Origin of the sequence: Metabacillus flavus, assembly GCF_018283675.1 — a bacterium.
GTDB lineage: Bacteria > Bacillota > Bacilli > Bacillales > Bacillaceae > Metabacillus_B > Metabacillus_B flavus.
Window position 1 is genome coordinate 2715944 of sequence record NZ_JAGVRK010000001.1, and the last position, 12165, is coordinate 2728108.

Consider the following 12165-nt stretch of genomic DNA (forward strand, 5'->3'; position numbering starts at 1 on the left):
TTTTAAATCGTAAATCCTATCTCTCTCAATTCACGAATAAGTCTTGAAACCGGCAGACCGACCACAGAAAAATAATCTCCTCTGATTTCTTTAACAAAAGCCTTTCCTAGACCCTGGATTCCATAGGATCCAGCCTTATCAAGCGGTTCACCGGTTTCTGCATACGTTTTGATTTCTTCACCGGACAATTCCCAGAAGGTTACTTCTGTAGAAACATAGAAAGTTCTTTCCTTTTTACCTTTAAAAATAGAGACACCGGTCAGGACGCGGTGGCTTTTTCCTGATAATAGACCAAGAGTCCTTTCTGCTTCCTCCTCGTTTTGAGGCTTTCCGAGGATTTGACCGTCTAATACGACGATGGTGTCCGCAGCGACGACAAAGGAGTCTGGAAAGGAGTCTGCTGAATGCCCTGCTTTCCTGCGCGCTAATTGCATGACGGCATCTTCGGGAGACTGTCCAGGCTCAATGGTCTCGTCTACATTCGTAATCATCACATTAATAGGGATGTTCAAACTTTCGAGCAGTTCCTTCCTTCTTGGAGAACCGGAAGCTAATATAAGGTGCTGTTGGAGATGTGCGTGCATAGGCCGTCCATCCTTTCCATGATTCTTAGGGAGATACAGGTGTATCGTATCAAAAGGACAGAAGAAGCACAATTTTTAAAAAACAGATTTTGTTCTTGAAAAACTCACTTTCAACTGTTCTTATGAAAGCTCTTATGCTTGCCGAGAAGAAGACCCGCGGCAAGGAATAAGACAAAAAGCACATATAATGCAAACCACCATAAAGTCCAGTATTTTAATACGAAATTATTAAAGTCCACGATATTTAAATGCACCTGATTGGCCATAATCCAAACAAAAAGGGCTGCAGGGATAATAAATGGCCTGTAGGTAGTATGCTTAGTCATCGCTTTAAAGCCTAGAACAGCCGCCTGCATACAGCATGTGATTTTCACAAATATCCCAAAAATCCAAAAAACCCCAATCAGAACCTCCACTCGCTCAAACAGCCTTACGATCGTAATATCACGCATCAGCTCAAATGTAGAATAGGTTTGGCGGATAACTAGGTCATAGCCTTGTATCGCAAGGCTCATTAAAACCGTTAAGGCAAGAACCGCACCCCCTATTAACATTGCAGCTAAATAAGTTCTGCCCAGCCCTTTTTTATTGCTAACATACGTAAAAAAGGAAGACATTATAATAATTTCGATAAAAGGAAAGCCAAGAATCGTGTATGCCCCATGCAACACAGGCATAACTCCTCTAGCGAAGAACGGCTTCAGATTGGAGAATTCAACCTGATTCAGAACCAGTACAAGGGAAGCAGCAAGCAAAAACAGGGTAATGGGTGTGAAAAATTCATTGACTCTCGCCAGGTTATTCAAGCCGAAGAAAACGGAGTACATGGCAACCAGCAGGATTAACACCTGAAAATTGGCTGGACTGCTCTCCGGGCTGATAGAAGTGGTCATAAAATTGCTTAAATTCCTCACAATATACGCAGCTAAACTCAGTGCATAAAAAATAATCAGCCCATTAACGAGATAGCTCATAACCTTTCCTAATATTTTTTCAGTAATTTCGAAAATAGAGGCATAATGATATTTTTTCATAAGCCACATAAGCAGCAGGTTCAGAATGAGCCCGATCACACTGGCTATGATTGTTGAAACCCATGCCTCATTTTTTGCAAAGGTAGCCGTTAGACCGGGAGCCATTAAAATAGAGCTGCCTGTTACAAAGCTGATGAACAATAAAAATAACTGCTGCTTGGAAATAACATGATTCATAATAATTAGGTCCCTCCAAACATCAGTCTGTATATAGGATCCATGACAAAGATAATCCAATCATCCACTGGAAAGACATCGATATGAAAAAAGGAGAACAGCCCGTAGCTTGCTGTAATCAGCCAAAAGCCAGTTAGCGTCAGCGTATATTTTTTATTTTTCATAGACACTTTTTAACCTCAGGCCCGTTTGCTGAATGGTTATATCAGCAGAAGTATCTAGCTGAGCCATTTTGAACCTTTCATCCCACTGGTTTTTCATCTTTTTCCAATCTGTATAATGGTTTTCATAAAGCAGCTGACGGAGACCAAGCATATCAATGTTATTTTTTACTGCTGTATGAAAAGCTTGCTGCATTTCCCGCTGAAGCTTTTCCTCTGCTTTTTTTCCAATTCGCTTGAGCTGCTCTCCATTTTCAAGAGCAATCGGACATGTAACCTCCTGAACCTCCGCAACAGCAGACAATGTAGCTTTATAAGACAGAGGATCTGTTGACAGATTCTCTAGCTTTCCCTTCGCTTCTTTAAATTTGACGCCGATTATTTCATCAGGATATCCAGGGCACTCCACGGTCGTTTCAAATCCATCCACGTTATTACCGAGAAAGGCCCATCCTCTCGATTCGCCGGGAGTAAACCATCCTGCAAGCTTATCATCGTTAAAAAAAGCAAATCCCGTCATTTCAAACATCTTCTGATTCCCATCGATGTTATCAAGAACTGCCGTTTCAGCCCCATCCGCTTCGGGGATCTTTTTTTTGATTCCCGGTATAACCGGCTCTGTATATCCGCCATAATTCCAGCGGATAATATCCTGCAGCTCCACTCCCTTTTTCAGCCCCATGCTGCCGCCGTAAACATCAATTCTTCTGGCTATGGAAAGAGAGGGAATATTTTGAATGGGAATATAAACAGAGAATAATTCCCTAGCAGTACTTTCCTTTGCTACAAAGACATTTACGTTGTCTCTGATCTGATAGTACCTTTCCAGATAATCCAAAATAGGCAGCAAGCCTTTGTTTTTCGCAAATTCCTCTCCAATTAAAATAACAGAAAGATGGGCAAAGTAAATTTTTCTCGAAAACATATTTCGTGCCTTTTCCATAATTTCCGTTATGGAACTGCCGCTGAATGTATAGGTGTAGACAGCTCCGCCTGCACCTCCGGATTCAGTGGCTCCTTTAGACTTAGCGGTCGCACCAGGATTAACAAGCTGGATCGACATGCTCATTCCCTCCGGACTCACATCAAACCCAAGGCCTGACACGATAATCAGTTCATTCAGCTCAATCCTTCCGCAGGAGGTGAGCAGAAGGAGGAGCGATAAAATGAGCGGCCATTTCTTCATGCCGATCCCCCGCTCTCCTGTTTCTTTTGAATCCGCTTATACAGTTTTGTATTTGACATCCACAGTGGCATCCTTAAAAATCCATCCTTCTGCTGATCCAGACTGAAGGGAGCAAATGGCTGAAAATACGGGACTCCTGCTGAGGTAATCGAGGCTAAATGAATGACTAATGCGATAAAAAAAATGATCATTCCATAAATTCCAAGCGTCGCAGCCATTACCATTAATAAAAAGCGCAGCAGCCTGCTTGCTCCTGAAAAAGAATAATACGGAGCAACGAAGCTAGATATCGCGGTTAAGGAAACCACGATGACAATTGCAGGGGAAACAAGTCCTGCCGCAACGGCCGACTCACCGATTACAATCGCTCCAACGATCGAAACAGCTGACCCGACCGGTCTCGGCATCCTAACGCCAGCCTCACGGAGAATTTCAAAAATAACCTCCATTAGCAGAGCTTCTACAAATGCCGGGAATGGCACCCCTTCCCGCTGAGCGGCAAGACTTATCAGGAGTTCTGAAGGAATGAGCTCTTGATGAAATGTAGTAACTGCTATGTAAGCAGCGGGAAAAGCGAGTCCGATCGCATAGGCAATCAGTCTGATAATACGGACGAGAGAAGCGATATCATAATTTTGATAGTAATCCTCGGCTGCCTGAAAAAAAGCCCAAAAGGTAGCAGGGGCAATAATACAAAATGGGGTTCCCTCCATCATGATGATGACTTTTCCCTCACTAAGAGCAGAGGCTGCCACATCAGGCCTCTCCGTAGATAAAAAAACAGGGAAAGGGGTTAATTTATTTTCTTTAAGCAGTTCCTCAAGCATGCCCGTTTCAAATAACTTATCGGTTTCAAGCGCAGACAATTTTGAACGTAAATGGTTCAAAACCTTTTTATCTACAAGCCCTTCAATATACCCTAAAACAATTTTCGTTTGTGTAATTTTCCCCGCCTTTAACGATTCAAAGTAAAGCATAGGAGTCGATATTCTTCTTCTCAGAAGGGGGATGTTATCTGCAATCAGCTCCACAAATCCTTCACGCGGTCCGCGTACCATCGTTTGAGTCTGAGGCTCTTCGATGGTCCGGCTCTTCCAGGAGGTTAAAGGAATGGTATGTACATAGGTTTGTCCGTCAATAAACAGGGCCACCCCGCCTCTGATCATGAGATCCGCCACCTCTGCAAAATGAACAGCTGCCGTTAATCCAGCCGAGGTGGATACCGTATTTTGAATCCAGCCTTCTATTGCAGGAACACCTTCCTGCACCTGCTTCAGAATCGGAGATACGATAAATTCTTCAATTTGCTTCCGATCCGCCATGTTTTCAAGATAAACCACCATAAACGAGAACGTTTCGCGAGGATAAGATTGAATGACAAGATCATCACTATTGCCAAATAAACCTGTAATCACCGCCTCATTTTCAGCCATCCTTTTCGAAATTGGAAGAGCAGCCCAGCTGGAGCGTTTTTCATCCAATTCCTTAATCCGGTCTCTCTTACTTTTAGCACGCAGCAAGGGAACCGCTCCTCTCCAAAAAGTTCGATGGTTTCAGTATGCTTCACAAATTTTTCCTTATTCACGATTCACACCCTCTTGATGAGGGCAAAAAAAAGAACACTTCCTATTTGAAGTGTCCTCTCCATTTATTTCCCCGCATTCAGCCCATCCAATATAAGCTGCTGGGCTTTCCAGCCGCTTGCAGCAGAGGAATCCATGGAAAGCTGTTTAGCCGCGGATAACAGATTTTTTTTCAAAGCCGAATCCTCTTTCACACGGCTAATGTCATCTGATGCTGTCTTGATTTGTTCAGCTTCAGGTTTTCCTCCTGAAATGACCTGAAGCGATATAGCTGATAACCTGCCTGCCGCTTTTTGCAGCGCTTCCGACGAATTCCCAGTGCTGGAAACCGGCCACTCTGTCTGTTTGCCACCCCATGCTTCCACTTGATTCTCCTGAAAGGCTTTGCTAAGTGCACTGGTTTCTTCCTTAGAAAAACCAATCCCTCCGTATACATAAAAAGCGCCATTTTCTTCTCTGACCACAGCCGCATATCCGCTGCTCTTCAGCTCACCCGCTACCTCTTCAGCAGAGGCACGCGATGAAAATTTTCCGTTTTGGACAACAAAGGCTGCTATCTTGCCCGCTGCGGACGGAATGACAGGAGATGGCGTTTCTCCGGATGGAGGAGGTGCCGGCTCACCAGGATCTGTCCCGCCATCTGCCGGCTTGGCGGCCGCCGGCATATCATCATTGGAAATGACATTCAGTGCAATAAATCCAAATGATATCCCCAATACGACCGCTACGATGACCGTAAACAAAAATTGTTTAATCGGAAACAGCCGATCCTGCACGCCTTTCGTATCCGAAGGGAATGAAAATCCCTTTTTCTTCTCCTTCTTCTGAACGATTACTTTTGGATCTTCTTCATACACATCCCCCTCATCATCAGGCAGAATCCACTGAAACTCCTCTTTCTCAGGCTCTGCAGATGCGGCAGCTTCTCTTGCAGCATTCTCCTCCCACGAAGTAAAGGGAATGATGGTCTCTTTCCTGGATTCAGGTTCACCATTCATCCTGATTTTAATGGTTCGCCCTTTATTCTGCTGCTTGTCCATTCCATCACCGTCCCCATATGGCAACTTTCCTCCATGCTAGCACAGCGAAATCAAAAAAAAACAAGACATTTGTCGTCTTGTTCGAAAAGGTTTTCGCCAACTATTCGCTCGTTTCGCCAATGTTTTCTTCTGAGGGTGATTTGAAAGGATCAATAACGCTGCCGGGATCTGAATTTGGAAATGGTGGCAGCTGGTCTTTTAGTTCTTCAAGGTTAGGCATGTAGTACGCCGAAACAATGACATCATATTTGAGAGGCTCGTCCATGTTTTCCTCCTGCATTCCTGTTTCAGGATTTGCAATTGTTACCGCCTCTATCTGGGTTATCCTTTTAATTGATTCCAGTGTTTCCAGGAATCGTTTAACCCCGCTGTAGTCCTTAGATTCAAGCGAAACCGTCATGGAGACCTTTTGCATACCGGCTGGCAGAGAAGGTTCATCAGGAGCAGGCTCTCCTTCAGGTGTTTCTTTTGCTGCTTCTTCCGGCGTTTCTTCTGCAGGGACAGGTTCTTCTGCAGTCTGGACAGCCGCTTCTTCCCCCTCCTGTTCGGCTGTCTCATCCGTAAACTCCTGGTCTGCAAAAACAGCAGAAGTAACAGCACTTCCTGACAATACCTCTGCTTTTTCAAGATCCAGAAGAAACTGCTCTTCGAACCGGTTGTTCGGGACCTCCATTTGCAGCTCAGCAAGAGAATACTGATTGAGAATGGCGTTCGTACCGCCGCCGGTATTTGATGAAGATAAAAGCTCTTCTGAAGTGCTGATATTATTCCTGTACGTTTCCTGCTCCATTTTCAACTTTTCTAGAACGGTAAAATGGAAGACAGCATATCCGCCGGCGAGGATTGCAAGAGAGAGAATTGCAATGATGAGGTGTTTTTTATTGAACTGAATCATCCTGTTTCTCCCCCTCTTTTTCTTCCTGTCCTTGCTGGTCCTTTTTTTGTTCCGCTTTCCATTTTTCACGATCCAGCACGAGTTCGTATGTTACCAGGAATGGCTGCTGTTCTTCCAATTCAGAAATTTCCTCTTCGGTAATATCCTCTGTTTTTTGTTCGGCTGCTTTCATTTCCAATAGCTTGGCAGACTTAAAATACGTGATTTTTTTTAACCGGTTTAAATAGAATGCCGCCTCTCGTGATTCTTCCAAGTGAACTGAAGCGATAAGTTTGTTGGCTTCCGTATATCCCAGCGCCTGAAAATAGCCGCTGTTCGGCAGGTTTTTCCGGAGATCATCCATAACTGGAACAAACTCTACCGGGTACACTTCTGTCCATGTGACAGCATTCGCCAGCGTTTCAAAAGCTGATCCTTCTGGCTTACCCGTTTCAGCAGAAACAGTCAGCTGTTCTTGAAGTGTCAGGTCCTCGTTCTTCAACTGATTGACATCTGCTTCACTGGCATTGTATTGATACTGCATAAAAACTAAAAGCGCTGCAGCAGCCACTGCTATGAGTAAAATCATTACAAGAGAGGCATAATTCTTCCTTTTTCGTTCAGGCAGTAAATTAATTTCAGCGAGCATACTACTGCACCTCTTTTAAGGCAAGCCCAAGCAATACGTCAAATTTCCCGGGCAATGCATCATTCTCTTGCGTATAAACCTTCTCGGTTAAAATATGTGAAACCGGCACTGATGCAGCTGCAGCTATTTTCTCTGTTAAATCCTTAAGCATTGGATGGTCCCCTGCAATATATACTTTTTCAATTTTCCGGTTTCCTTCATTCAAAGTAAACTGGTAGAAGTTCATAACTCGCTCTATTTCTCGTAAACTATCATCATAAATGGATAAAACCTCTTCTGGGGATTGGCTTTTATGCGTAAGAGTAAAATAATCTCCGTCAGCGGCAAGGTATTGGCAATCCCAGTCTTTAATCCTGACTTCCACAGGCAGGCTTCTCATCATCATTAATTCATCCTGTTCAAAAATCGAAAAGGTCACAGATTTCATATTCGCTTGAACGAGGAGGCTGCTTTCCATTCCCGTTTTCTGAAGTCTCTGCCGAAGCCTGAAAAGGCAAAGCGGAGAAACATCAGCTGCAGCTGGCGGGAGTTTATGCTGATCCAAGAACTGAGAATAATCCTGGACAATCGATTCCGGAGCGGCAAACAAATATACGTCACGGCTGTTCTCTGTCCGTCTGATGACGTGGATATCGAAAATCGGATCCTCAAAAGGGAGGTGAATGCTGTTTCCAAGCTCCAAATATAGATATCCCTTAATCTCATCCTCCAGAATATCATCAGGAACCTCCACCTTTTTCACGACTATAAAGGAGTCCGGCACCACAAAACGGATCTTTTTCCGTTTTAGTGACCACTCCTGGATACATTCATCAAGGATCAAGGAAAGCTTATCATAGTCCTGAATGCGACCGTTTACAATGATGCCTTCCGGAAGAAAGTGCTCACCAAAGTCACTGATCATAAGAGGATCGGCTGACTTCAGCTCGAGAAATTGAATGGAATAGTCCGTAAATAAAAGGTTGGCTGATGATGCTCTGGAACGGAACAGTGATAGGTTCATGCAAAAGCTCCTTTATTGCAGTATTGGATGTTTATAACGTTAGAAAGTGTGAAGTATACCAGCCTATTAACGAGCGGCCCCAAAAATAAGCGGTTAATGCACCAAGTACAATGTAAGGCCCAAACGGAAAGGGCTTCCCTTTCTTCAACAGGCCTGCAGCCATGCCGATTAAACCGGCAATTGTCCCATACAAAGTAGATAGGAAGAATGCTAGAAGAATAAGCTTCCACCCAAGAGCAATACCAAGCACTCCCAAAAGCTTCATATCCCCCGCTCCCATTCCTCCGCGGCTTGCAAGGATGATAACAAACGGGATAAATGCTCCAAGCAGAAGACCTGCTATAGGATCCCACCAAGGGTCGAGAGGGATCCATATTCGTTCGGCTGCAAAAAGCGGGATAAAGAACAGGAGAACTTTATCTGGGATGATCATGTAGCGGATATCTGAGACTATGATAATTATGCACATTGAAATGATAGACCATGCAACAATAAGTTCTTCAGACCAGCCTATTATAAAAGGGGCAATAGTAAACAGAATTCCAGTGGATAATTCTATTAGTGGATAAATAGGGGGAATAGATATATGACAATTAGCGCAAGAACCCTTTTGATAAATAAAAGAAAGTATGGGGATCAATTCCTTAGACTTAAGCCTATGATTGCATGAAGGGCAAGATGAAGGGGGGATAATAATTGACTGGCCAACAGGTAAACGAAGACCTACTACATTAAAAAAAGATCCGAGAACAGTCCCGAAAATAAATATATAGGAAATAATCATAAAATTTAACATATACTATTCAATCCCTTTATTTATAGGCTCTTTCAGAAAACTTTGTTGGTGTAAATGAGAATTGTTAAATTTCATTTCACTGTACTCGCATATGCGTAGCGGGCATTAGCCATCCTCGAAGTACAACACCTTTGAAATTTCAATCGAAACTTAGTTAATTAAAAGGAGTCTATTTGTTAACCACAGTATTTAAAAACCAGCCTTTTAACAGATAAAACTATAGGTCCTCAAATTGAGGACCCAAAATTATGGCAATTGAATATCTCCACGAACTAAAGTTTTAGCATCTTTAGTTGCAGAAGCTGTTTTTATATATTTAGTAGTGCCGTTTGAAGCCACAAGCTCAACAACATAAACTAATGTGCTTGAAGTTGCTGACTCTTTTTTTATAGTTACTTTAGTTGCAGTAGGGCTATAGGAAGCCGATCCGTTTGGATCTTTAATTGTTTCTAGATGCCCTGCATCAACTAAGTCTTTCATGGTTTTGTCTGTACCAGTAGTATTAATAGAAGAAGTTAAATCTTCTGAACTAACCAACATCCTACCAGCATTCGCAATTTGCTTAGCATTCGCAATATGTGCATCGATTTTTGAATTATTAATCATCCCACCAATAGCCGGAATCGCAATCGCAGCAATAATCCCCAAAATAACGACAACAGCCAACAATTCAATAAGTGTCAAACCGCGCTGATTCTTAAACATTTTCTTAAACATCTTGCAGGTTTCCCCCTAGTTTCGATTAGTAAATATAACCTATTTTACAAGCTTCATTATACAGCACTGTTAGGTAATGCGATACATATTTTTGACAAATATTTTTACTGGACATGATTGAAAATATCAAACATCGGGACTATTATCGCTATGACAATTGTCCCTACTATTCCTGCCAACAAAACAATCATCAAAGGTTCAATAATAGATTTTAAGCGATCTGTACTATTTTCGACTTCTTCTTCATAAAAGTCTGCTACTTTTCCAAGCATTGCATCGAGTGAACCGGTTTCTTCCCCTATCGCAATCATTTGTGTGATCAATGGGGGAAAAGCCCAGTGTTTTCGCATCGGTTCGGTTATGGAATAACCATTCTCCAATGATTTCTTTGATTCTGCTATGACCTTAGCAATTACATCATTCTCAACTACCTTTTCGACGATGTTCATAGCCTGGAGGATAGGCACTGAGCTCGTAAACAACGAGCTTAGGGTTCGGGTCATCCTTGCCAATACGGCTTTTTGAATCATTTTACCGAAGATGGGAAGCTTGAGCGCAGCAAAGTCCAAATAATAGCGTGTGACTGGATTATTTCGCATGATGACAAATCCAGTGACAATAAGCAGGAAAATGATCAGTACAACCCACCAATAACTTTGCATAAAATTACTTGCGTTCAGCACAAATTGTGTGATTGCGGGCAGTTCTGCTCCAAAGCTTTCAAACATCGTAACAAACGTTGGAACTACAGATAGAAGCAGGAAGATAACAACTCCTACGGCAACAACAGCAACTGCCATTGGGTAAGCTAGCGCAGACTGAATCTTTTGCTTTGTCCGGTTTTGTTTTTCAAAATGCTCCGCAAGCCTTTCGAGTGTTTCATCCATATTTCCACTCGCTTCCCCGGCCCGTATCATGTTAACGAACATACCGGAGAAAATTTTCGAATGCTTGGAGGATGCCGCTGACAGTGGATTCCCCGATCGCATATCCTCTTCCATTTGCTCCAGAGCTTTCCTAAGAGCTTTGCTCTCTGTCTGCTTCGCTAGTATATTTGTCGCATCCACAACTGATATTCCTGCTTTCAGCAATGTCGAAAACTGCCTGAGGTAAATGACAAAATCCTGAAGTTTTACGGGATTGCCAATGCTGATATCTTTCGTTAAAAAGGTTTCCGGAACTTCGCTGAGCTTTGTAACCCGAATTCCGGATTCCCCCAGCTTCATAACGGCTTCTCTTTTAGAAGGTGCGGTCAGTTTGCCGTTTACTTTGCCTTTTTTATCCCGGCCTTCATATTGGTATCTGCCCATTACTCCACCGCTCCATGCATATACGGAAGTGCAGATTCCATCTCAATGATTCCGCTTTTCACGAATTCATCAAGCTTGCTTTGGAAGGAATGCATGCCCTGAGCGCGGCTTGTTTGAATGACACTCGGAATTTGATGAGTTTTTTCATTGCGGATTAAGTTAGCAACTGCCGAATTGTTGAGCATGATTTCCGTAACCGCTCTCCGGCCTTTACGGTCCGCTGTGGGAAATAACCTTTGAGATATGACGCCGATTAATACAGATGCAATCTGAAGCCGGATTTGCGGCTGCTGATTTGCTGGAAAAACATCTATCATCCGGTCAATTGTTGTGGAAGCTGATGATGTGTGAAGAGTTGCCAATACTAAGTGACCCGTTTCTGCTGCTGTAATAGCTGTATGAATTGTTTCAAGATCTCGAAGCTCCCCTACAAGAATGATATCGGGATCCTGACGGAGCGCTGCCTTTAATCCTGTAGCAAATGTAGTTGTATCAAACCCAATTTCCCTTTGCTCAACTACGCATTTCTGATGCTTATGCAAGTATTCGATCGGATCTTCAAGAGTGATGACGTGCTTGCGGACCGTTTTATTCATGTAATCAATCATGGCGGCAAGGGTTGTTGATTTACCGCTTCCGGTTGGCCCGGTAACGAGTATTAGGCCGTGCGGTTTGTCCACCATATCCTTCAAAATGGGAGGAAGTTCCATAGAATCAATGGAAGGAATGGTTCTTGGAACGATTCGGATGGATAGTGAGATACAGGACCGCTGACGAAAAGCATTTATACGGAACCTGGATATACCAGGTATGCCATATGAAAAATCCAGTTCTCCTTTCTCTTCAAAAATACTCCATTTTGTTTTGGAAATGATGGATTTTGCCATCCCCTCAGTATCAGCCGGCATCAGCGGCTTATCTCCAAGCTTGATCAGATCACCGTTTATACGCAGGACCGGCGGTACACCTACAGAGAGGTGAATGTCGGATGCCTGCCGCTCATATGCAGTTGTTAAAATTGCATCGATTTGATTTTTCATGGCCGTATTCA

13 protein-coding genes and 1 pseudogene are annotated in these 12165 nt (G+C 43.1%); all 14 read right to left on the reverse strand.

Going from position 1 to position 12165, the window contains the following annotated elements; genetic code table 11:
* Positions 1-2 precede the first annotated feature (2 nt).
* The 14 genes and pseudogenes from J9317_RS13985 to J9317_RS14045 all read right to left on the reverse strand — a co-directional run bounded on the left by J9317_RS13985 (position 3) and on the right by J9317_RS14045 (position 12154).
* The gene (locus J9317_RS13985; protein WP_211559575.1) at positions 3-584 is read right to left on the reverse strand and encodes a Maf family protein; all 582 of its coding nucleotides are present in this window, start codon (positions 582-584) and stop codon (positions 3-5) included.
* Positions 585-694: 110 nt separating this feature from the next.
* Positions 695-1795, reverse strand: a complete 1101-nt coding sequence (locus J9317_RS13990; protein ID WP_211559577.1) for a GerAB/ArcD/ProY family transporter — start codon at positions 1793-1795, stop codon at positions 695-697.
* Between the two features lie 5 nt (positions 1796-1800).
* Positions 1801-1959: a hypothetical protein gene (locus tag J9317_RS13995; protein WP_211559579.1), complete on the reverse strand. Its 159-nt coding sequence runs from the start codon at positions 1957-1959 to the stop codon at positions 1801-1803.
* Positions 1949-3142 carry a Ger(x)C family spore germination protein gene (locus tag J9317_RS14000; protein WP_211559580.1) on the reverse strand — a complete coding sequence of 398 codons (1194 nt, stop codon included), beginning with the start codon at positions 3140-3142 and terminating at the stop codon, positions 1949-1951. Before J9317_RS14000 ends, J9317_RS13995 begins: the two co-directional genes overlap by 11 nt.
* Positions 3139-4662 carry a spore germination protein gene (locus tag J9317_RS14005; protein ID WP_211559582.1) on the reverse strand — a complete coding sequence of 508 codons (1524 nt, stop codon included), beginning with the start codon at positions 4660-4662 and terminating at the stop codon, positions 3139-3141. The genes J9317_RS14000 and J9317_RS14005 overlap by 4 nt, the downstream gene beginning before the upstream one ends.
* A gap of 128 nt (positions 4663-4790) precedes the next feature.
* A complete protein-coding gene (locus tag J9317_RS14010; protein WP_211559584.1) occupies positions 4791-5765 on the reverse strand; it encodes an SPOR domain-containing protein in 975 nt (324 codons plus the stop codon).
* Between the two features lie 100 nt (positions 5766-5865).
* Positions 5866-6660 (reverse strand): hypothetical protein, encoded by a 795-nt coding sequence (locus J9317_RS14015; RefSeq protein ID WP_211559586.1) that lies wholly within the window; start codon positions 6658-6660, stop codon positions 5866-5868.
* Positions 6644-7288, reverse strand: a complete 645-nt coding sequence (locus J9317_RS14020) for a hypothetical protein (RefSeq protein WP_211559588.1) — start codon at positions 7286-7288, stop codon at positions 6644-6646. The genes J9317_RS14015 and J9317_RS14020 overlap by 17 nt, the downstream gene beginning before the upstream one ends.
* 1 nt (position 7289) lies before the next feature.
* Positions 7290-8291: a type IV pilus biogenesis protein PilM gene (pilM, locus tag J9317_RS14025; protein ID WP_211559590.1), complete on the reverse strand. Its 1002-nt coding sequence runs from the start codon at positions 8289-8291 to the stop codon at positions 7290-7292.
* Between the two features lie 31 nt (positions 8292-8322).
* Positions 8323-8760 carry a prepilin peptidase gene (locus tag J9317_RS20920; protein WP_347880563.1) on the reverse strand — a complete coding sequence of 146 codons (438 nt, stop codon included), beginning with the start codon at positions 8758-8760 and terminating at the stop codon, positions 8323-8325.
* A gap of 66 nt (positions 8761-8826) precedes the next feature.
* Positions 8827-9087 (reverse strand): annotated as a pseudogene (locus J9317_RS20925) (prepilin peptidase); the annotation flags it as partial.
* Positions 9088-9333: 246 nt separating this feature from the next.
* Positions 9334-9804, reverse strand: a complete 471-nt coding sequence (locus tag J9317_RS14035; protein WP_211559594.1) for a type II secretion system protein — start codon at positions 9802-9804, stop codon at positions 9334-9336.
* Between the two features lie 104 nt (positions 9805-9908).
* Entirely contained in the window at positions 9909-11114 is a 1206-nt protein-coding gene (locus J9317_RS14040) for a type II secretion system F family protein (RefSeq protein ID WP_211559596.1), read from the reverse strand.
* Positions 11114-12154 carry a type IV pilus twitching motility protein PilT gene (locus J9317_RS14045; protein WP_211559598.1) on the reverse strand — a complete coding sequence of 347 codons (1041 nt, stop codon included), beginning with the start codon at positions 12152-12154 and terminating at the stop codon, positions 11114-11116. The genes J9317_RS14040 and J9317_RS14045 overlap by 1 nt, the downstream gene beginning before the upstream one ends.
* Between the last annotated feature and the right edge of the window lie 11 nt (positions 12155-12165).

Coding starts and splice junctions, on each gene's coding strand:
- J9317_RS20920 (WP_347880563.1), bottom strand. CDS start 8,760: ATGTGCATAATTATCATAGTCTCAGATATCCGCTACATGATCATCCCA.
- J9317_RS14000 (WP_211559580.1), bottom strand. CDS start 3,142: ATGAAGAAATGGCCGCTCATTTTATCGCTCCTCCTTCTGCTCACCTCC.
- J9317_RS14045 (WP_211559598.1), bottom strand. CDS start 12,154: ATGAAAAATCAAATCGATGCAATTTTAACAACTGCATATGAGCGGCAG.
- J9317_RS14040 (WP_211559596.1), bottom strand. CDS start 11,114: ATGGGCAGATACCAATATGAAGGCCGGGATAAAAAAGGCAAAGTAAAC.
- pilM (WP_211559590.1), bottom strand. CDS start 8,291: ATGAACCTATCACTGTTCCGTTCCAGAGCATCATCAGCCAACCTTTTA.
- J9317_RS14020 (WP_211559588.1), bottom strand. CDS start 7,288: ATGCTCGCTGAAATTAATTTACTGCCTGAACGAAAAAGGAAGAATTAT.
- J9317_RS13985 (WP_211559575.1), bottom strand. CDS start 584: ATGCACGCACATCTCCAACAGCACCTTATATTAGCTTCCGGTTCTCCA.
- J9317_RS13990 (WP_211559577.1), bottom strand. CDS start 1,795: ATGAATCATGTTATTTCCAAGCAGCAGTTATTTTTATTGTTCATCAGC.
- J9317_RS14015 (WP_211559586.1), bottom strand. CDS start 6,660: ATGATTCAGTTCAATAAAAAACACCTCATCATTGCAATTCTCTCTCTT.
- J9317_RS14010 (WP_211559584.1), bottom strand. CDS start 5,765: ATGGACAAGCAGCAGAATAAAGGGCGAACCATTAAAATCAGGATGAAT.
- J9317_RS13995 (WP_211559579.1), bottom strand. CDS start 1,959: ATGAAAAATAAAAAATATACGCTGACGCTAACTGGCTTTTGGCTGATT.
- J9317_RS14035 (WP_211559594.1), bottom strand. CDS start 9,804: ATGTTTAAGAAAATGTTTAAGAATCAGCGCGGTTTGACACTTATTGAA.